Here is a 20,711-nt window from a genome sequence, read left to right as displayed (position 1 = left end):
TACTTGCAGGCTGTATGAAAGCATAAATTTTTCAGAAAAATACCTGTTGAGCGACTATGCTATAATTTTTATAGAATATGACCAATGACGAGATAGTTATTTCAGTGATTTAGAGGTGTCTATATGAAAGCACTCAAAAAACAGCGTTTATCAGAACGAGTGGCTGAGGAAATCAAAAATTATATTAAGCAAGAGGATCTAAAAAAAGGGGATCGATTGCCACCAGCGGATACCCTTATAACAATGCTAGGCATAGGACGATCATCGCTAAGAGAGGCCTTGCAGCTTTTAGAAACACAGGGGTTCATCGAAGTTTTGAACGGAAAAGGGATCTTTGTTAAGGAGGTTAAACCCTTTTCGATACAAACGACTTTGGATATTGAGAACGAAAAAGAATTCCTCCTTGAGGCTTTAGATGTCAGAATGGCGATAGAAGGAAAAGCCGTTGATTTGGCCGTAGAGAAGGCGACTCAGGAGGACATTGATGAAATGGATTTTCATCTCCAAGAATATAGAAAATATATTCAATCCGGTGAAAGAAGAAAGGCGAATAAGGCAGATGCTCAGTTCCATCATGCACTGTATAAAGCTGCAAAAAATGCCCTTTTACTAAGCATTATTGATTCTGTATCCGATACTTTTAACGAGTTTTTTAATGAACCCTTTGGCGTTCACGATATATTTGATGAAAGTTTCCCTTATCATCAGGTCCTTTTAAATGCGATAAAGGATAAAGATTTGCCCAGTGCTCGCGAAGCCTTTAATAACCTGATGGGCTCTGTAAAAACAGCGATACTGAATGTATAGATAGAAAAGGCGATTGACACTTCCTCAAAAAGGAGGTGTTTGCTTATGGCGACAGAAGCAATGCTCACCATTGGATTAACTGTTACTCAACATTAAAGGGATGTTGTGCGACCATCGTCTCGATAATAAAAAAGTAGTAGGTAACTGAATCTGTGATATGTGAGCAGCGATAAACTGAGCGTTGCTGCACCCAGTTCTATTTATCATATGAATTTGATAAGGGATAGACTTGAAATTCAATAGTAGAGTATTATGCTTATTCTTGATATATGACCAGCAAGCAGAGCCTTTTAATTTTTTATTTGTGTAGAATAGGTTGTTTTATAATGAGAGCGCTTTATTTGTAGTGTTTTTTACATTTATAAGTAAAAAAATCATTAAGATTTGGTCTATTTAATGGTAATTTTGAATATTCATTGATATAATTCATAGTGAGATAGTTGGAATTATAAAAGGAGGGCTCTTAATGCCGAAGATTGCTAAAAATTTAACAGAGCTAATCGGTTCAACACCGCTTTTAAGACTAAATCGCATCAGTGATGACACCGGTGCGGAGGTCTTAGGGAAGCTTGAATATTTCAATCCTCTAGGCAGTGTCAAAGATCGCATTGGTAACGCAATGATTGAAGCGGGAGAAAAGACAGGAAAAATTAATAAAGACACACGTATTGTTGAGCCAACAAGTGGGAATACAGGAATTGCCTTAGCCTTTGTTTGCGCAGCAAAAGGCTATAAGTGCACCTTGGTTATGCCTGAGACCATGAGCGTTGAACGCCGTAACCTTCTTAAAGCATTGGGTGCTGATTTAGTGCTAACAGAGGGAGCGAAAGGGATGAAAGGGGCTATTGAAAAGGCGAAGGAAATCGTCTCTTCAACAGATAATGCTTTTATGCCACAGCAATTTGAAAATCCAGCTAACCCTGAGGTTCATCGGAAAACGACAGCGCAAGAGATTTGGAACGATACAGATGGAAATGTTGATATATTAATAAGTGGGATCGGTACGGGTGGAACGATTACTGGTGTGGCTGAAGTATTAAAAGAAAAAAATCCATCGTTCCGTGCCATTGCAATAGAACCAGATGCCTCACCCGTCCTTTCTGGTGGTAAATCAGGTCCACATAAGATTCAAGGTCTTGGTGCAGGTTTTGTACCAGAAGTATTGAACACCGAAGCTTATGATGAAGTTATTCAAGTCAGCAACGAAGATGCCTTTGCTGCGGCTCGAAGCATTGGTAAACAAGAAGGGCTTCTTGTCGGTATTTCATCAGGGGCAGCGATTCATGCCGCCTCTGTTGTTGCTGCGTTGCCTGAAAATAAAGGAAAAACCATTGTTGTCATTCTTCCTGATACGGGAGAAAGATATCTTTCAACACCATTATTCCAAGAAGACTGATTGGGTTTAATGTAAGTGTGTGAGTACTTTTAGAGTTAAAAAACACTAATAAAATGGATTTAAGCCGTAGGAGCTCTTTGAAAAGATTCCTATGGCTTTTATTATTTTTATTGGATTTATTTATAGAAATTTTTTGGCCAGATATAAGAAAGTAAACGTGATATGATTATTTCAATTAACAATTTTAAGGAAGAAAAAATGTTGATTATTATTTTATTATTCAACTTATAATCCAAGTTTAAATTGCCTAATTAAATTCAACTTTATGGAGGTGGAACGAAAATGCTCTTTTGAAGTAAAAGGGATCCTGGTCAAGGCTGATGGTTTGGATACCTTATTAGTTTGGAGGGTTATTCAGAATTAGTTATTACACGGGAGAGGTGCTGGTTATGAGAGGAAAACGGGATTAATAAAAGAGGCATGAACGCTATTATCACATCATTTACAACCATCGCATTGCATTTGTTAAGAAGAGTGATGTCGATGTAAAATAGATGATGATCATTGATGAGTCACATAAATAGAGATGAAACTCCTATTCCTTTGGTCTACCAAAGGAATAGGAGTTTTTTTATACTGTCAGAATAATTTCACTGACGCTCTCAAAGGATGATAGTAAAAGTGTAACCTTGACTTTCGACATTTAAGGCTTGCTCGCATTTATTGAAATTTACGTCAGGAGTACCCATACAGTACACCCTTAGTGTGTGAGTGCGAAAGCACGAACAGCAAGCTGTGCTTAGCGAAGCGATGAAGAACAAGACAAGTTTTCTAATTCCTTTATAAAAAGGGTCATAAGTCTTAGGAGTAAAGGGTGATGCATTGCACAAAAAGTTGTTTAATATTTGGTCTAAACAATCCTTTTTGCACACTTTATAGTAAATATGTAGTAAGCTAGACGGCCTAGTAAGGGAGGCAAGACCCAATGGCCTTAGATCATCGCAGCAGCGAAATTTTGCAACAGCTCATTGTGGCTGAAAACTATGTTTCGATTCAATGGTTAATGGAAACTTTTAATATATCTAGGCGTACGGTTTATTACGATTTAGACAAGATCAACAATTGGCTCTTGGACCACAATCTCTCGCCTGTTAAAAAGGTGAGAAGCGCAGGATTTTATTTGGAAAATGGGATCAAGGATATCGTCAAAAAAAATATTGAAGATATTCAAGGAAAGGAGTATGAGTATACGGCACGTGAGCGCCAGGCTTTAATGCTTTTATATCTTTTAAGCTCCACACATTCTATCTTTTTAGACGATATGGTAGAGCAACTCCGTGTCAGCCAAAATACGGTGAGTGGAGATATTAAGCAGCTCAAAAAGGTTTTAAATGCTTTTCAACTTAATCTGGTGTCTGACCGCGAGTGGGGATATCACATTATAGGAAGCGAGAAAAATAGAAGGAAGGCCATGACTTATTATCTGTCTTTTCTGCTTCCTGAACAATCGTGGAATCGGGCAGGAGCAAATATTCACATGCTATTAAACGGTAAAACGGGTATCACCTTTTCATTACTTCGTAAGCATATCGTTGAATGGATGATGAAATGGATTCGAAATAGTGAAAAAAGGCTGGGGATTGACTATACCGATGATGTCCATCAGCATCTCGCTATTCGATTTATTTTTTTTCTTAGGAGGATTGAACTTAGTCACTATGTTGGTATGGATCCTGTAGAGAGTGAAGTAATTAGAAACACTTTAGAGTTCGAGTTGTCGAAATTATTTGCACAGGATCTTGAAAATAAGCTGGGGATTATACTCCCAAAAGAAGAAGTAGATTATTTTACAACGCATTTTTTAAGTGCTAAAGTCAATCATTTACATAACTTAGAAAAAGAAAAGGATCATTTACAATGCCTCTCTATGACGATTGAAAAAATGATCGATGATTTTGAGAAAAAGGCATTTGTTCAATTTAGGGAACGTACAAAAATGACCTGTAACATGTTGATACATTTGAAACCCGCCTATTACCGGTTGCTTTATGATATCAAAGTTAACACACCTATAGCTAGGCAGATTCAAAAGAAATATCCGGAAATATTCCACATCACAGAACAGGTTGCTCATCATCTTAGTACGCTGGTAGGCAAAACGATTGATGAAAATGAAGTCGCACTCCTTGCGATGCATTTTGGTGGTTGGATGCACCGCCAAGGGATGGGATTAGAAGTAAAGATAAGGGCACTTATCGTCTGTGCCAATGGTGTTGGAACGTCAAGAATGCTTCAACAGCAGCTTGAAGAGCTATTTCCTAACATAGAAATCATCGGCCTGACTACAGTTAGAAACTATAAACGTATGGAAAAGCGTGCATCGATCATTATTTCAACAGCCCCTTTGGAGGATTCAGTAAAACCGGTCATTCTTGTCAGCCCCATTTTGACGGAGCCCCAGGTTTTAGAACTCCAAAGGGAAATAGTCGTGCGCACGACTATGGGAAAAAGGCGCAATCAATCCGTTGATGCACTATTGGATATTATTTCTCAGTTTGCCTCGATCAGAAATCGAGAAGGTTTAAATCGCGCTCTAAAACATTATTTATACCAGCCTCAAAAGGTCAACATGTTAAATCAAGCCAAGCCAGAGCTGACAGATCTTCTTCATCGTGATAATGTTCAGTTCCTTGATACTATAAATCATTGGACAGAAGCAATACATATTGCAGCAAAGCCTTTATTAATGCAGAAGAAAATTGAACCTCGCTATATTAAAGCGATCATCAATTCTGTTAATAGAAAGGGTTCTCATATGGTCATTGCACCAGGGGTGGCCATCCCTCATGCAAAACCGGAAGACGGAGCTAAGCAAATTGGCATGAGTTTATTAAAATTGCATGACCCTATTTCATTTCCGGATGTAAAACATAAGGTGTACATCTGTATCGTTTTATCAGCTATAGATGATGAAGGACATTTAAAAGCATTGTCTCAATTAACCCATATCATGAGCCAGAAACCTCAATTAGAAGCCCTCCTTCATTCGGAGACGATGAATGACTTATTAGCGATTGTCCAGCAGAAGTATTGATGCAAGTTATCGTGAGGGCAATAAGCAGAATGACGTGAATATAGATAAGCGAATGATTAGAGTGAGCATTCATCCCCGATGAAGTGACTAGCGTATGTGAAAGGAGGGAGGCTCCGTGTTATATGAATATAAAGGCGCATTCGATTTTAAAAAGGTCATACAAAAGTTAAAGCATACAGTATTGCTTCCAATTGGTAGATTGGAATCTCGGATTCCATCACTGACCATAGAGACAGAGAATAAATTAACTGAACGCATGGCAACGTGGATTTCAAAAGAAATGGATTGCCTTCAGCTCCCATCACTTTCATACGGACAAGTAAGGTGCCTTACGTCTATTCCAGAAAATACTGATATGAGTCATGAGACTTTGATTAATGTTCTTGTGGATATCGGGAGGAATCTTTATCTTTATGGCTTTCGCCTTCTTGTAATGATTAATGGTTATCCTGAGAATCAACAGACATTGAGAGAGGTTGCTCACCGTCTTCACGAGAATTATCCTAGCATGAGCGTCTATCTATTCTATTATCCAGAAATGCTAGTTTGCGCCGATCTTACACAAGAGCCTCTGGGAGTTAGCACTTGTAACCAAGATGTTACTAATACATATGAGGGGACCGCGCCCACTCTCAATGCTGTGAAAGACTCTACAACAACGGCAGTTTTGGAGCACTCTAAAATGGCTATTCAAGAGCATCAATTATATACAGCCCTTCAATCCATCATAGTGTTATTAACCCATGCACAGCAGCATCTTGCGTAACAACACCCCTTGAGAAGATGTGTTGTAAATTTTATTTTTGATAAACGACTTGAAACCTTGATTGGCAAATGCCTTTCAAGGTTTTTCAAGGTGAGAAAGGAATGGGACCTTGTTCAGGTGTTCTAAAATGATGCGCATTTTCTATTATGAAACGGATTCAATTAGTAAAATAAATTTGACTTATAGGTGTTGCATATTTATAATACAGACAATTAAATAAATTTGCTGTTATTAAAATTTTTTTATAATGGGGAGGAACGGTCCTTCTCTAAAAGATCCATTCCATTTTATTTTCGTATAATACCAAGTAATTTTATGTGAAAAGTTATATTTAGAGAATAATGTTTTTTGAGTATGAAATCAAGATAAAAGGAGGGGCGAATTTTTGATTTTGATGCAGTTATAAAATGACTGACAAAAAATTCGGAAGATTTTCTTACAAAACAATTGAAATTTATAAAATTTATATTTAAAATAATTTTGTAAATGTTAAAATTTTTTAATAAAAAGGAATTGAAACTATTCATTGAAAGAAGGGGTTGGCGTTGTCTTATAGTTATGTTTCACATCTTCACTGTCCGAAGTGCCAGAAGAAGTACAGTAAAGAGGAGAAACTACAGCTCTGTTCTTGTGGTGCACCATTGTTAGTAGATTATGATTTAAAAACGCTTAGTCAAGAGGTTGAGAGAAAGGATGTTATTGGAAGAAATCCTGATTTGTGGCGCTATCATGAATTGTTACCAGTGGAGGACCCTGATAATGTCGTGACATTAGGAGAAGGAATGACGCCTCTCTTATCAATGGAGAAGGCTGGACGAAAAATGGGGATTCCTAAGTTATTCATGAAGGATGAGGGAGTTATTCCAACGGGGACCTTTAAAGCCAGAGGGGCGGCAGTAGGTGTCTCAAAAGCAAAAGAGCTGGGCATTGAAAACCTGGTTATGCCCACCAATGGAAATGCTGGAGCGGCATGGTCCTTGTATGCAGCTCGTGGAGGGATTAAAGCTTCTATTGTCATGCCTGTGGATGCACCAGAAATCACTCGAAAAGAGGTGGCTGTTTCTGGCGCAAATTTGAATTTAGTCAACGGATTGATTAGTGATGCCGGTAAGATTGTCGGCAGAGCGGTTCAAAAGTATGATTTCTTCGATGTTTCTACATTAAAAGAGCCGTATCGTATTGAAGGTAAGAAAACAATGGGATTAGAAATTGCCGAACAGTTTAATTGGAAAGCTCCGGATGTCATTCTGTACCCTGCTGGAGGCGGTGTGGGCATCATAGGCATTTATAAGGCCTTTCTTGAATTGCAGGAGCTGGGCTGGATTGGTGAGAAGCTACCAAGACTTGTTGCAGTACAAGCTGAAGGTTGCGCTCCTATTGTCCAAGCTTGGAAGGAAAACAAGAAGGAATCGGAGTTCTGGGAAAACTCTAAAACAATTGCCTTTGGTATTAATGTGCCTAAAGCCTTAGGAGATTTCCTTGTGCTTGAAGCCCTTTATAGTACAAAAGGTTGTGCGATTGCTATTGATGACGCTTCGCTATTAAAAGAGCAAGAACAGCTCGCGGCATTAGAGGGATGTTTTATATGTCCTGAAGGTGCTTCAACCTTTGTCGCTGCCAGACGTTTGCGAGAAAGTGGCTGGATTAAAGAAGATGAAACAGTTGTAGCCTTAAATACAGGCACAGGTCTTAAGTATCCCAATACAGTTCAGGTGGAGGTACCAACCTTAGAACCAGAGGAAGAGCTCCAATGGGTAAGTGATGGTGTCAAAGTGTGACTGGCAATAATGATTTGATTTTTAGGCAGGCTGTTCGAACTGCAGACATATTAGTAGAGATGCTAGGAGCACATTGTGAGGTTGCGGTCCACGATTTTCGCAACTTAGAAGAATCTTTAATATACGTCGCTGGAACTATAACGGGGAGAAGTATTGGTGGACCTATCACTGATTTGGTTTTACAGGAATTAAAAAAACCCTCAGATGAGATTATGGATATCCCAAATTACAGAACGGTATCGAAAAATGGTCATGTGATGAAGTCCTCAACTGTTTTTCTAAGAGATTTAGAGGATGAGATCATCGGAGCATTATGTATCAATATTGATATTAGCTTATTAATTCAATTAGGTGCAGAAATCAACGACTTTTTAAGTATTGCTGAGGAAGAAAAAAGCTCAGAAAATTTTTATACCTCTGTTCAAGATGTAGTAGAGGATATGGTCAGACAGGTTTTGCAAAGCTTTAATAAAGCGCCTACATTATTAGAAATGGATGAAAAAATTGAATGTGTTCGGATATTAGAAGAGAAAGGTGCCTTCCTTATTAAGGGGTCTACCGAATATCTAGCTTCTATGATGGGTGTCTCAAAATACACCATCTACAATTACCTTCAGAAAATTCGAGTGGATACAACTTTTGGAGTTTAAGGAGTGATACATATGTTACAAACCATTAAAACAGATGACGCACCAGCAGCAATAGGCCCCTACTCACAGGCTGTGCATTCAGATCCATTTATGTTTATTTCTGGACAGCTGCCTATTAATCCTGAAACTCAGCAAATGGTAGAGGGTGGAATAGAGAAACAAACAGAGCAAGTTATGAAAAATGTCGAGGCCATTCTGAAAACAAATGGACTCGGCTTAGGGAATGTTGTGAAAACGACCATTTTCTTATCTTCGATGGATCACTTTACCTCGTTTAATGAAGCCTACGGGCGTTTCTTTGGGACTTACTATCCCGCACGCTCTGCAGTAGAGGTAAGCCGGTTACCTAAAGATTCATTGATTGAAGTGGAAGTGATTGCACTGCAGTCTAACAAACCATAGTCCAAGAAAAAAATAAAGGGGTGTTGTTATGTCAAAAGCATTGGGGTTTAGCTCAATTTTAATCGTTCTAGTTCTTGCGGTTCTCGTGGGGTGTAGTTCAGGTTTAAGCGCTCCATCTGACGATACAAGCAGCAAAACCAATAGCGGCAATGGAAAGAATTCTGCTCAAGGACACACGCTAGTTGTAGATAAGGCTAATGATCCTTCAACGCTTGATCCCGGTTTACAATACAATACAGACAGTTATACCGTTTATCGAAACATTTTTGATAACCTCATTCATAGAGACCCTGACACGCAAAAAATTCTTCCTTGGGTAGCAAAGTCTTGGAAACAGGACTCTCCTACTCAGTGGACATTTACGATCCGTGATGATATCAGTTTTCAAAATGGTGATAAATTAACGCCTGATGATGTCAAGTTTAGCTTAGATCGCATCTTAGATCCCTCATTTAAAAGTCCGCAATACTCCAACTTTAGTGATATTAGTAAAGTCAAAGCTTCTGGTAATACCGTCATTATTACAACTTCCAAGCCAAGTGCGACCTTATTAAGTAAATTGGTGAGCTTAAGCATCGTACCGAAAGATTATGTCAAAAAGAAAGGGGATAAGGACTTCAATCTTCATCCTATGGGCAGTGGTCCATATGCGTTGAGTGAATGGAAGCAGGGGGATCAGGTGGTTTTAACAGCCAATAAAGACTATTGGAATGGAGCGCCTGAGATTAAAAAGGTTGTCTTTAGAAATGTTCCAAACGCAGCGAGCCGCCTGGCAGATCTACAATCTGGTAAAGCAGATATTGCTTTTTCCATCAATCCTGATGATGTATCTGTGGTTAAATCTGATCCTAATCTCAAGGTGTTCTCAGCCCCAACGGAACGCGTCGCTTACTTAGCGTTTAACGCTTTAGGTGATACACCGACGAAGTCCGTAAAGGTGCGTCAAGCCATAGCTTATGGCATTAATTATAAATCCATGATTTCTTCACTGTTAAATGGTTATGGAAAACCGGTTAAAGAAGTGCTGACACCTGTTTCCTTTGGATACACGGATTCGATAGCTGGTTATAGCTATAACCCTAGTAAAGCAAAAGCATTGCTGAAAGAAGCAGGTTATAGCAATGGAGTGACCGTTGAATTTGCTTCATCACCAGCGTATGACCAACGTGTGATTCAAGCGATTCAAGGCGACCTGTCACAGGTAGGCATCAAGGTTAAGATTGCAAGTACGGATCAAGCTACATTTTTAAAGAAGGTTCAAGATCCTTCTCATAATTGGGGGAGCATTCGGATGGGGAACTGGTCTTGCTCATGCTTAGACGCCGATGGAACTATCTATCCATTATTCCATTCCAATACCATCTGGAGCAGCTATTCTAATAAAAATTTCGATACTATTGTAGAACAAGCTAGAACAACGACAGATGAGGATCAAAGGAAAGAAGCTTACCAAAAAGCCTTCCAAATTTTACAGGATGATGTTCCAGGGATTGGACTTTATCAAGCCTATGCGATCTATGGTGGCTCTAAGCATCTTCAATATAAACCAGATGCACAAGAGAACTTCTTTGTTGCTGATATGAAATGGAAAGAGTGAGGGGGTGTACGAATTGAAGTATATAGGGCGTAGGATATTACAAGCAATTATAGCCATGCTTGGGGTATCGACGATTGTCTTTTTTATCTTGCATCTCTCTGGAGACCCCGTTAAGCTGATGGCGCCACAGGATGCAAGCGCAAAGGATATTGCAGTTCTTCGTCACGAGCTTGGCCTTGATCAACCATTGGGGACACAATACCTTCACTTTATTGGGAATATTTTCAAAGGCGATTTGGGGTATTCCTATATACAAAATGTTCCAGTTATCAATATCATCGCAAGTCGTTTTCCTTATACGCTGGACCTCGCGCTTGGTGCTCTCATTCTGTCCCTCTTTTTTGGGATTTCAATTGGACTATTGTCGGCGATCTTTAGAGGGAAATGGATAGAAAAGGTACTCATGCCGATTATACTTATCGGACAAAGCATGCCGGCCTTTTGGACAGGTATCTTGTTAATCATGTTTTTGAGTGTCCATCTTCATCTGTTTCCTTCATCTGGGGTGGGAGGGATAAAGTCCCTCATCCTCCCCTCTATCACATTAGCCTCCTTATCTACAGCGACTATTGCCAGGATGACGCGATCAAGTGTGATTGATCAGCTGGATCAGGATTATGTAAGAACGGCTTATTCAAAAGGAGTAGGTAAGGGCAGACTGCTCGTCAGACATATTTTTCGAAATTCAGCCATTCCAATCATAACGATTGTTGGCTTGGAAATTGCTAATTTATTAGGTGGGGCGGTCATTACTGAAACCATCTTTGCCTGGCCCGGTCTCGGACAGTTAACCATACAATCCATCTCTTCACGTGATTTTCCACTTGTTCAAGCGATCGTTTTATTGGGTTCAGCCATATTTATTGGGGTAAACCTGATCACTGATCTTTTATATGCCAAAGTAGATCCAAGAATTAAACTGGGGAGAGATGCTTCATGATAAAGCCAAATATCGAAACACCTCAGCTTGGTGAGAGGAATACCGCTTTACCGTTAAGGGAAAAACGCCTTAAATTTTGGAAGCGTGATTGGTTTCAAATGCTGCCATTTTCCGTTATCATCGTGATCTTTGTAATCGTTGCTTTAGCACCAGGGTGGATTGCGAATCATAATCCTAATCTTACTGATTTAGCCATACGGTTAAAGAATCCTGGCTTTCATAATGCAACAGGGACTTATTTGTTGGGAACCGATGAATTAGGTCGTGACGTATTTAGTCGAGTCATGTACGGAGCCCGTGTCTCCTTGCTTGTTTCCCTTTGTTCGGTAGGTGTTTCAGGGATTATAGGTGGCCTGCTTGGCATTATTGCTGGGTATTACGGCAGGATTGTTGAAACGATCATTATGCGGTTGGCAGACATGGTATTGTCCATTCCCTTTTTATTACTGGCGATTCTCACAGTGGCCGTGTTAGGTCCAAGCTTGTTCAACCTTATCGTTGTCCTAGGCCTGGTACGCTGGCCAAGATATGCCAGGGTAGCCCAAGGCAAGACACTAGCTACAGTAAATCAGGATTTTGTTAAGGGTGTGATAGCTCTTGGTGCGAAATCAGGTCGCGTGATTATCCGTCATATCATTCCTGAAGTGATTCCGCCGCTTATTGTTATTGGGACGATAGAAGTGGGATTAATGATTATTTATGAGGCCTCTCTTTCCTTTATTGGGTTAGGGGTGCAGCCGCCAACAGCCAGTTGGGGAACGATGTTATCGGAGGGGCAACAATATCTGACGCAGGCCTGGTGGTTAGCAAGCTTTCCTGGTTTGGCGATTTTTCTTATTGTCGTATCCATTAATATGTTTGGGGATTATATCAGAGATCGGTTGGACCCGAAAAGTAAAAGGCGATAAGCAAAGGAGGAGTCATATGGACTCTTATAGTGAGTTTCTAGGTAAAAAGGTTGTCATAACGGGTGCTGCTGGCATATATGGGCAATGGATTGCTGAAGCCTTTGCAGCTGAAGGTGCAGAGCTCTTGTTAACAGATATTCGAGAGGAAGAGCTTGAGCGTCAAGCTGAAAAGCTTAAAGGAGTCCCTGTTACTATTCATCCGAGTGATCTGACAGACAGTGAATCCATACAGGGGCTAGTGCAAAAGGTTGAAGCATTGTGGGGAGCGCCAGATATCATTATAAATAATGCAGGGATCTATCCACGTCACTTTCTTTTAAAAATGTCTATAGAGGAATGGGACAAATCCATGGGGATCAATGTTCGCGCACCTTTTTTCCTCACGCAGCAACTAACAAGGCTTATGATCCAAAGGGAGATACCGGGTTCAGTTATTAATCTCGTTTCAGGGGCGTCCAAAAGCGTACAAATTGGTGGTGGACATTACTCTACCGCAAAGGCAGCTTTATCGATGCTGACGCGTGCCTTCTCTCTTGAATTAGCCCCCTTCAATATTCGTGTTAATGCTGTTGGACCAGGGTTTTCCCCAGGAAGTGAGGTTAGTCTTCTTGCCGATGATTATATTGACAATATGGTGAAAAGTATTCCATTAGGTCGGACATCGGGACCTCATGATGCCCCACAAGCCATTCTGTTTTTATGTTCGGATAAAGCATCCTTCATTACCGGGGCAACACTTGATGTGGATGGAGGACGAACAGCAGGTAAATTCAATGTGCCTGAACGGTTTAAAGAGGTGATTTTAGAATGAATTCAGTGCGTTACACATGGCCTGAGGGGAAAAAATGTGCCGTTGTACTGAGCTTTGATTTTGATGGCATTACACCATACTTGTGGCGTTCGCGCCACTCACAAAGCAAAGGGATCAGTGAGAAGGAACAGAGAAGATTTGGTCCACGCCAGGGGATTTACCGTATTTTAGAACTGCTCGAAAAGTGGGAGATTAAAGGGAGCTTCTATATTCCTGGAGTGACTGCTGAAGAGTACCCACAGGCTGTAGAAGCCATTGCCAAATGTGGTCATGAAATTGGGCTACATGGCTATCTTCATGAACGGGTGGATGAGCTGACTAGAGATAAGATAGAGGAAACCTTAATTAAGGGAAAAGCGGCCATTGAGCACATTGTAGGGCAAAGAAAAATGGGATATCGGTCGCCTTCTTGGGAAATGACTGAGGACACCTTTGAAGTGATAAAAAAATATGAAGTCCTTTACGATAGCTCGCTTATGGGAGCTGATCACCCCTATTGGATTAATCAAATGGTGGAGCTTCCTGTTCAATGGCTTCTCGATGATGCGATCTTTTATCGTTATGTTGGCGGCGGAGCCAGTGTGAATCCGCCAGCTAATCCAGCTACAGTTATTGATACCTGGAAGAAGGAATTTGAGGGGATCAAAAAATATGGTGGCTTATTTATGCTGACCATGCATCCTTGGTTAAGTGGGCGCGGGTCGAGAATCCTTGCACTTGAATCATTAATTTCTTATTTAAAAATGGACTCAGAGATCTGGTGGGCAACGGCCCAAGAGGTGGCAGCCTATCATCAATCTTTAGAAGTCGAGGGAAAAAATGCATGTTTGACTGAAATGATAGATCGATAGGGGGAACGGTAGCTATGAGTCTTGAAAGCACTATGCAACCGATAAATAAGGATGATGACGTGGTATTAGCGGTAAAGGATCTCTTTCTTGAATTTGATAATTTTGATAGTCATGTCACTGCACTGCATGGTCTGAATTTTACTATTCGTCGTGGTGAGATTTTAGGTTTAGTCGGGGAGAGTGGATGTGGAAAAAGCTTAACATCGTTGTCATCAATAAAGCTGCTCCCTAAAAACGCTAAGATAACCGGCGGGGAGATTCAATTAGCTGGAACCTCTATCACACATTTACCAGAAAAGGCAATGAAACGACTTAGAGGCAACACGATTTCAATGATTTTTCAAGAGCCGATGACGGCTTTAAATCCGCTTATCCCTGTGGGGAAACAAATTGAAGAGTCTCTGATTTTACACAAGAAAATAAGTCGAGCAAAAAGGCGGCAAAGGGTCATTGAACTCCTGCAATCTGTTGGTATACCGGAGCCAGAAGCACGTTATCATCAGTTTCCTTATGAGTTGTCTGGGGGAATGAGACAGCGGATCATGATAGCGATGGCACTTGCCTGTGACCCAAAATTAATCATTGCTGATGAGCCAACCACGGCACTGGATGTCACGATTCAATCGCAAATTCTCGATTTGATTAAAGACATAAGAGAGCGTTACCAAACCTCGATTCTCATCATTACTCATGATCTGGGCGTAGTCGCGGATGTTGCAGATAAAGTTGCAGTCATGTATGCCGGACATATTGTGGAGATCGCAACAGTGCATGAGCTATATGATCATCCGAGTCATCCGTATACAAAGGGGCTTTTGAATAGTATCCCAGATCTGACAACAGATTATGAGGGGGAGTTAGACTCCATTAAAGGCAGTGTTCCTGATTTGAGTGCGCTACCCGCTGGCTGTCCTTTTCAGGATAGATGTAAGAATGTTTCAGAAAAATGTCGAGTACAAAATCCGCAGCTGGCACCTACAGGTCATGCCGATCACTTTGTGGCTTGCTGGCATCCGATTGGAGATGAAACGATTGGAAAATGAAGCAACCGTCTTGAATCCTGATCCACTTGTTGTTGTTGATAATCTAAAAAAATATTATGCCTCAAGACAAGGGAATCGGAAAGATAGTGTGGTTAAAGCCGTGGACGGTGTATCCTTTAGCATTGGGGCTGGTAAGACTCTTGGTCTTGTTGGAGAGAGCGGTTGTGGAAAATCGACTACGGGACAAGCCGTCTTGAATCTTGACCGGGCAACATCAGGGCAGGTTTTCTTTCAAGGAAAAGATATCACTCAATTTAAAGGAAAGGCGCTGCGCTATTTAAGAAAGGAAATTCAAATTATTTTTCAGGATCCATATTCCTCTTTAAATAGTCGGATGCGGGTCAGAGACATATTGGAGGAGCCTTTTAAAATTCATCGGCTGTATCGTGGGAGGGAACTGACTGCTGAAGTAGAAAAATTAATCGATATGGTTGGTCTACCCAAAAATGCGTTGGATAAATATCCGCATCAGTTTTCCGGTGGACAAAGGCAGCGGATCGTCATTGCCCGTGCCATCGCGTTACGGCCCAAATTCATTGTATGTGATGAACCGGTTTCTGCTTTGGATGTCTCTGTCCAATCACAAATTGTCAATCTCTTTCGCAGGCTTCAAACGGAATTAAATCTTACCTATTTATTTATTTCTCATGATCTATCCATCGTTCGACATATCAGCGACCAAGTGGGTGTTATGTATTTAGGAAAAATAGTGGAGCTCGGTGACAAGCAAGCGATCTTCTCCAAACCACTTCATCCCTATACTAAAGCTTTGATGAGTGCGGTACCTTTACCGCATCCAGAGACGCAGCGCAATCGAGAGAAAATCAAGCTGAAGGGTGATCTGCCAAGTCCTTTGAATCCGCCGACAGGCTGTCGGTTTCATACAAGATGTCCTCTTGCACAAGAAAGATGTAAGAGGGAAGAGCCAGCGTGGCGGGAAGTTGACGCCAAGCATTGGGTCGCTTGTCATTTTGCCGAAGGTGTTGAGGAGGGTGTGCAATGACGTTGAAGCCTGAAGCGATGGAAAAACTTACATTGCTGGGACGACCAACTATCAATCCTAACAATAAGCGGTGGGCCGTGTTTGTGACATCGCGAATGAGCATAAAGCAAAACCGCTACCCCACTCAGTTGATATTATTTGATTTAGAAAGCTGTGAAGGAGCCCCTCTATTAAAAGAAGAACATGGTTATGATTATTCTAATCCAAGCTGGTCCCCCCAGGGGGACAAATTGGCTTTTATAAGACAAAAGGATCATCATGTTGAAATGTGCATCTATCATTTTCCCTCTCAAGGTCTGTTAACGTATCCTTTGCACGGAAAAGTGAAGGAATACGCTTGGAGTCCCAAAAATGATAGAATTGCATTTGTCAGCCGCGTTCAAGATTTGAGTCAACCAGCATATGAGATTAAGAGATTACGTTATAAATTAGATGGGGAAGGTCTGACGATTGGCTATACGCATATTTTTATCTTAGATATTAATCATGGCAGTATCATGCAAATCTCCAGTGGAGAATCTGATCATCAATGCCCAGCCTTTGATCGAGAGGGTGAACGGCTTGCTTATGTCCAGATGTTTTCAGAACAGGATGATGAGCTTAAGCAGCCATACATTCGCCAGGTTCACTTAAAGACTAATCATCAAAGTGAGTGGTTCCCGCAGCTAAAGGATATTTCTGCATTGATTTTTACTAGTGATGACGCCCTGCTTGCGGTTGGAAAAGAAATGGATGAAAATAGCTTTGAATTTGATAAGCTCTATTTGATAAAGGAGCACAAGCCTGCTCAGCGGCTATTACCGGATCTGGATGGGCCCATTAAATTTTCTGTGATGAGCGATTGTAAGCGTACGGGGGCAAACCCTGCCTTAAAATTACAAGGTAAGTTTGTGATTTTTACTGCTGCGTCCAAGGGAAAGCAGCAGCTCTATTTATATGATATGAGAAGGGAGACACTTACATCCATCCCAATCAACCAAAACATTATAGCCTTCGATGTGGTGACATGTGATGAAAGCTCTCTTGAGGTGATTTATCTGGCGGATTCCTTTTACCAACCAGCAGAATTTTTCCATGCGTTTTGGGATTATAAAGAAAAGATAAAGGTGAAAGGCTGTACCTCCTTTAATAAAGATATATTTTCTCAGACAGCTTCTATTCGCGTCGAGCATTATCTATATGAGGCGCCTGATCAGATACAAACTGAGGGCTGGCATATGTGGGCAGAAGACCAGGTGTCACGGGGGACTGTCCTGTTAATGCATGGTGGTCCACATGCAGCCTATGGAGAAACATTTTTCTTTGACTTTTGGTTTTTATGTAGCCAAGGGTATCATGTGGTATTTTGTAATCCGATCGGGAGTACCGGATATGGACAGGCCTTTTCTTCTGCTGTCATAAAGGAGTGGGGGAAAAAGGATGTTGAGGCTATCTTGGGTTTCTTTGATCAAGGTGTTACCCATTTTGGCCTGCCATCCCCTCATTATATTATGGGTGGGAGCTATGCCGGCTATCTTGTTAATTGGATTATTTCTCATAATGATCGTTTCCAGGCAGCTATATCGGAGCGGGCCATTAGTAATCTTTACAGTAAAATGGGCAATAGTGATCTGGGCTTCGTGATTAATCGAACGGAATTTGGCAATGTTGATTTGTGGACAGACGAGCCGTTTATTATGGAGCGCTCTCCTATTCGTTATGCTCATCAAGTAAATACTCCTGTGCTCATTATTCATAGTGGTGAGGATCATCGTGTTCCCATTGAGCAAGGTGAGCAGTGGTATACAGCATTAAAACGACTGGGGAAAAAGGTCAAGTTTATGATGTACCCCGGTTCCTCTCATGCGATGGCTGCGACAGGCCCTCCGCAGCAACGGATTTCTCGGTTAGAGACCATTTGCAGCTGGCTGGAAAGCCATGGCGAGGAGGTAAGGAAATGAGTGAATTACTGACATTTATCGATGCGCGGTTTTCTACTATGCTCAGAGATTTGGAACAGCTTGTAAACCTTGATTCTCCAAGTGATGAGAAATCTTTGACGGATAAGGCGATGCTGTTTTTTTCCAGTCGGGTTCAAGAGCTAACACAGGCAAAAATAGCTGTCGTTAAGCAAGAGCAATATGGCAATCATGTTAAGTTAAGTATTGGAGCTGGAGACAAACAAATCTTAATTCTGGGACATATTGATACGGTGTTTCCTGTGGGAGAAGCTCAGCGTCGGTCATTTCATGTGAAAGACGGTAAACTATTTGGTCCTGGTGTGTTTGATATGAAATGTGGTTTAATTCAGGGGCTTTATGCCATTTATTCTGTTATAACGCATCATGCTCTTTCTAAAAAAATAGTTTTTTTTATTAATACGGACGAAGAAATGGGAAGTCCGACCTCTCAAGCATATATTGAGGAGGAAGCACTGAAGAGTGACGCAGTCTTTGTTCTTGAACCCGCACTAGGGAAGAAGGGCGCCTTAAAAACTGCACGAAAAGGCGTGCGACGCTTCAAGGTTGAAGTGGAGGGTGTTGCAGCTCATGCGGGTATTGATCCTAGTAAAGGATGCAGTGCTTTAGAAGAGTTGGCTTACCAGATCATCTATTTGCATGGGTTAACAGATTATAATACCGGTTCGACAGTTAATGTAGGGATAGCGAATGGTGGACACTCGGTTAATGTCGTCTGTGATCAAGCGGAGGCAGAGGTAGATCTGAGGACTGTCACACAACGCGAGATGGACCGATTAATCGCGCTGATTCTTAACTTAAAGCCTCGATTAAATCATACGAGAATTACAGTGAAAGAAGGGATTAAAAGACCGCCAATGGAGAAGCAGGTCAGCCGACAACTCTTTCACCAAGCCCAGCAAATAGGTTCTAATATTGGTTTGAAGATAGAAGAGGCCAGCACGGGTGGAGCAAGTGATGGAAATTTCACAGCGGCATTGGGCATCCCGACTCTAGATGGTATGGGGGCTGTGGGAAACTTCGCCCATTCAGAAAATGAATACGTAGATATGAGTTATATAACAAGGAAGTCTGCTTTATTGGCCCATTTAATTAAAGCACAGTGTGTTTTGAATGAATGACCTGTTCTTTGTAAGGAACTTAAAGCATGATTAATTGTAGGGGCTAGTACAAAACGAAGGCAACTAAGTTTAGGCTACTGGCTAATAGGAAGCGCAGACAAAATAGTAGACTCAAACAATTGTAAAAGTAAGTACAATCTTCTCTTAAAAGCCTTCCTCAGACCTGTGGATTTGTAAAGAGCTAAGGTTTTTGACCGAGCCTATCATGGATTTATTGAAGAAGCCGAACACATTCGTTAGAAAGTGTTCGACTTCTTTATGAGTAGAAAGCCTCTCAAGAGTGAAGGGGGGAGGCGGTTATAACAGGCTGCTTATGGACTTTACACAAATAGATTTATAATGAGAGCACCTGCAAAAGCAATGAGTGAAAGCAAGGTTTCTAAGACGGTCCAGGTTTTAAAGGTTTCTTTTACAGTAAGGCCTAAATATTCCTTAACCAACCAAAATCCAGCATCATTAACATGTGAAAAAATAAGGGAGCCCGCACCAGTTGCAATGACTAGAAGTTCTAGATTAACCCCAGACATATGTTGGATGATGGGCGAGACGATCCCTGCTGCGGTGGTAAGGGCAACGGTAGCTGACCCCGTGGCAATGCGAATGAGACTGGCTACTAAGAAGGCTAGAACGATGGGAGATAGTGAGAGGTGCTCCGACATTTGTGAAATAGCCGTGCCTACACCACTATCAACGAGGATCTGTTTGAAGCCACCTCCTGCTCCAATAATCAAGATAATAGAGCTGACGGGAAGCAAGCATTCATCCACTAATTTTTTTATTCGATGTTTGTCAGTACCTTGCCGCTTGCCAAGGAGATAAAAGGCAGCGAAGCATGAGATGAGTAAAGCAATAACGGGACTGCCAATAAAAGCAAAAAATTTAGTCAAAGGACTTGGGAGATGGGCGTAGCCCGTTATGACTGTAAGCAGCATAAGTAGAACAGGAAGCAATATGATGAAAAATGAAATCCCTGTGGATGGCAATTGCTGAGAGACTGTTTTTATACGAATTAATTCAGGTTCACCTTCTGGAATTACTCTTTTATAAACCCATTTAGCAAACAGAGGTCCAGCTATAATAGAGGCAGGGATGGCAATGATAAGAGAATATAAAAGCACCATGCCTAAATTAGCCTTATAAAGGCTGATCGCAGTTAAGGCTCCAGGATGAGGTGGAACCAATCCGTGGACAATAGATAGTCCAGCAATAACAGGTAGGGCGATTAATAAGATGTTTTGTTTAGTGGTCTTATGAATAGAGATAACCAATGGAAGCAAAATAACAATGCCTACTTCAAAAAATACGGGAATACCAATGATAAAACCTGAGACTAACATAGCCCATGGTAAGTATTTTACCCCAAAGCGTTTAGCAAAAAAATCAGCGACCTGCATGCCGGCGCCAGAGTCTGACATCATTTTTCCAAGAATGGTACCAAGAGCTAAAATTCCAACCAAATGGCCTAAAACATCGCCAACCCCTGTTTCGTAAGATGTTGCAATTTTATCCATAGACATGCCTGACATAATGGCGAGAAAAAGACTTGCGACAGTTAAACTGATATAGGCGTGCCATTTCCACCAAGAGACACCTAAGATAACGATGGCTATGGCTACGACGGTGATAATCAACAAATAAATGTTCAT

Annotated in this window: 17 protein-coding genes; 16 read left to right on the top strand and 1 reads right to left on the bottom strand. The window is 41.1% G+C overall.

The genetic code is table 11. The features are described from left to right. Window positions 1-123: 123 nt before the first annotated feature. The 16 genes from IEW82_RS00890 (at window position 124) to IEW82_RS00815 (ending at window position 19,065) form a co-directional block, all read left to right on the top strand. Complete coding sequence (locus tag IEW82_RS00890; RefSeq protein ID WP_188687926.1) at window positions 124-807, top strand: FadR/GntR family transcriptional regulator; 684 nt, start codon at window positions 124-126, stop codon at window positions 805-807. 466 nt (window positions 808-1,273) lie between these two features. Further along, a complete protein-coding gene (gene cysK, locus IEW82_RS00885; protein WP_188687924.1) occupies window positions 1,274-2,203 on the top strand; it encodes a cysteine synthase A in 930 nt (309 codons plus the stop codon). A 925-nt stretch (window positions 2,204-3,128) separates the two neighbouring features. Further along, a complete protein-coding gene (locus tag IEW82_RS00880; RefSeq protein WP_188687922.1) occupies window positions 3,129-5,237 on the top strand; it encodes a BglG family transcription antiterminator in 2,109 nt (702 codons plus the stop codon). A 115-nt stretch (window positions 5,238-5,352) separates the two neighbouring features. Further along, window positions 5,353-6,003: a creatininase family protein gene (locus IEW82_RS00875; protein ID WP_188687920.1), complete on the top strand. Its 651-nt coding sequence runs from the start codon at window positions 5,353-5,355 to the stop codon at window positions 6,001-6,003. A gap of 545 nt (window positions 6,004-6,548) precedes the next feature. Beyond that, a complete protein-coding gene (locus IEW82_RS00870; RefSeq protein WP_188687918.1) occupies window positions 6,549-7,781 on the top strand; it encodes a threonine synthase in 1,233 nt (410 codons plus the stop codon). Then, window positions 7,778-8,431, top strand: a complete 654-nt coding sequence (locus IEW82_RS00865) for a helix-turn-helix transcriptional regulator (RefSeq protein ID WP_229672150.1) — start codon at window positions 7,778-7,780, stop codon at window positions 8,429-8,431. Before IEW82_RS00870 ends, IEW82_RS00865 begins: the two co-directional genes overlap by 4 nt. A gap of 12 nt (window positions 8,432-8,443) precedes the next feature. Next, a complete protein-coding gene (locus IEW82_RS00860) occupies window positions 8,444-8,833 on the top strand; it encodes a RidA family protein (protein WP_188687916.1) in 390 nt (129 codons plus the stop codon). 28 nt (window positions 8,834-8,861) lie between these two features. After that, window positions 8,862-10,430 (top strand): ABC transporter substrate-binding protein, encoded by a 1,569-nt coding sequence (locus IEW82_RS00855; protein WP_188687914.1) that lies wholly within the window; start codon window positions 8,862-8,864, stop codon window positions 10,428-10,430. A 13-nt stretch (window positions 10,431-10,443) separates the two neighbouring features. Continuing rightward, window positions 10,444-11,370, top strand: coding sequence for an ABC transporter permease (locus tag IEW82_RS00850; protein ID WP_229672148.1), 927 nt, complete (start codon window positions 10,444-10,446; stop codon window positions 11,368-11,370). Then, window positions 11,367-12,278: an ABC transporter permease gene (locus tag IEW82_RS00845; protein ID WP_188687911.1), complete on the top strand. Its 912-nt coding sequence runs from the start codon at window positions 11,367-11,369 to the stop codon at window positions 12,276-12,278. The genes IEW82_RS00850 and IEW82_RS00845 overlap by 4 nt, the downstream gene beginning before the upstream one ends. Window positions 12,279-12,294: 16 nt before the next feature. Continuing rightward, the gene (locus IEW82_RS00840; protein WP_188687909.1) at window positions 12,295-13,089 is read left to right on the top strand and encodes an SDR family NAD(P)-dependent oxidoreductase; all 795 of its coding nucleotides are present in this window, start codon (window positions 12,295-12,297) and stop codon (window positions 13,087-13,089) included. After that, on the top strand, window positions 13,086-13,940 hold the full coding sequence (locus IEW82_RS00835; RefSeq protein WP_188687907.1) for a polysaccharide deacetylase family protein: 855 nt from the start codon (window positions 13,086-13,088) through the stop codon (window positions 13,938-13,940). Before IEW82_RS00840 ends, IEW82_RS00835 begins: the two co-directional genes overlap by 4 nt. Before the next feature lie 14 nt (window positions 13,941-13,954). Next, window positions 13,955-14,983 (top strand): ABC transporter ATP-binding protein, encoded by a 1,029-nt coding sequence (locus tag IEW82_RS00830; RefSeq protein WP_188687905.1) that lies wholly within the window; start codon window positions 13,955-13,957, stop codon window positions 14,981-14,983. Beyond that, window positions 14,964-15,986, top strand: coding sequence for an ABC transporter ATP-binding protein (locus tag IEW82_RS00825; protein WP_188688857.1), 1,023 nt, complete (start codon window positions 14,964-14,966; stop codon window positions 15,984-15,986). Before IEW82_RS00830 ends, IEW82_RS00825 begins: the two co-directional genes overlap by 20 nt. Then, a complete protein-coding gene (locus IEW82_RS00820) occupies window positions 15,983-17,926 on the top strand; it encodes an alpha/beta hydrolase family protein (RefSeq protein ID WP_188687903.1) in 1,944 nt (647 codons plus the stop codon). Before IEW82_RS00825 ends, IEW82_RS00820 begins: the two co-directional genes overlap by 4 nt. Next, entirely contained in the window at window positions 17,923-19,065 is a 1,143-nt protein-coding gene (locus tag IEW82_RS00815) for a M20 family metallopeptidase (protein ID WP_188687901.1), read from the top strand. Before IEW82_RS00820 ends, IEW82_RS00815 begins: the two co-directional genes overlap by 4 nt. A 320-nt stretch (window positions 19,066-19,385) precedes the next feature. Here the strand turns inward: IEW82_RS00815 and IEW82_RS00810 are convergent, their stop codons facing one another. Further along, the gene (locus IEW82_RS00810; RefSeq protein ID WP_188687899.1) at window positions 19,386-20,711 is read right to left on the bottom strand and encodes a GntP family permease; all 1,326 of its coding nucleotides are present in this window, start codon (window positions 20,709-20,711) and stop codon (window positions 19,386-19,388) included.

The organism is Pullulanibacillus camelliae, assembly GCF_014642655.1.
Taxonomy (GTDB): Bacteria; Bacillota; Bacilli; order Bacillales; family Sporolactobacillaceae; genus Pullulanibacillus; species Pullulanibacillus camelliae.
Note: the sequence above shows the minus strand (reverse complement) of the source record. Positions and strands in the feature narration are given on the sequence as shown.

Excerpts from the sequence above, each read along its gene's own strand:
- IEW82_RS00890 (WP_188687926.1), top strand. The coding sequence starts at position 124 with ATGAAAGCACTCAAAAAACAGCGTTTATCAGAACGAGTGGCTGAGGAA.
- IEW82_RS00880 (WP_188687922.1), top strand. The coding sequence starts at position 3,129 with ATGGCCTTAGATCATCGCAGCAGCGAAATTTTGCAACAGCTCATTGTG.
- IEW82_RS00835 (WP_188687907.1), top strand. The coding sequence starts at position 13,086 with ATGAATTCAGTGCGTTACACATGGCCTGAGGGGAAAAAATGTGCCGTT.
- IEW82_RS00855 (WP_188687914.1), top strand. The coding sequence starts at position 8,862 with ATGTCAAAAGCATTGGGGTTTAGCTCAATTTTAATCGTTCTAGTTCTT.
- IEW82_RS00825 (WP_188688857.1), top strand. The coding sequence starts at position 14,964 with ATGAAACGATTGGAAAATGAAGCAACCGTCTTGAATCCTGATCCACTT.
- IEW82_RS00815 (WP_188687901.1), top strand. The coding sequence starts at position 17,923 with ATGAGTGAATTACTGACATTTATCGATGCGCGGTTTTCTACTATGCTC.
- IEW82_RS00820 (WP_188687903.1), top strand. The coding sequence starts at position 15,983 with ATGACGTTGAAGCCTGAAGCGATGGAAAAACTTACATTGCTGGGACGA.
- IEW82_RS00845 (WP_188687911.1), top strand. The coding sequence starts at position 11,367 with ATGATAAAGCCAAATATCGAAACACCTCAGCTTGGTGAGAGGAATACC.
- IEW82_RS00830 (WP_188687905.1), top strand. The coding sequence starts at position 13,955 with ATGAGTCTTGAAAGCACTATGCAACCGATAAATAAGGATGATGACGTG.
- IEW82_RS00840 (WP_188687909.1), top strand. The coding sequence starts at position 12,295 with ATGGACTCTTATAGTGAGTTTCTAGGTAAAAAGGTTGTCATAACGGGT.
- IEW82_RS00860 (WP_188687916.1), top strand. The coding sequence starts at position 8,444 with ATGTTACAAACCATTAAAACAGATGACGCACCAGCAGCAATAGGCCCC.
- cysK (WP_188687924.1), top strand. The coding sequence starts at position 1,274 with ATGCCGAAGATTGCTAAAAATTTAACAGAGCTAATCGGTTCAACACCG.
- IEW82_RS00810 (WP_188687899.1), bottom strand. The coding sequence starts at position 20,711 with ATGAACATTTATTTGTTGATTATCACCGTCGTAGCCATAGCCATCGTT.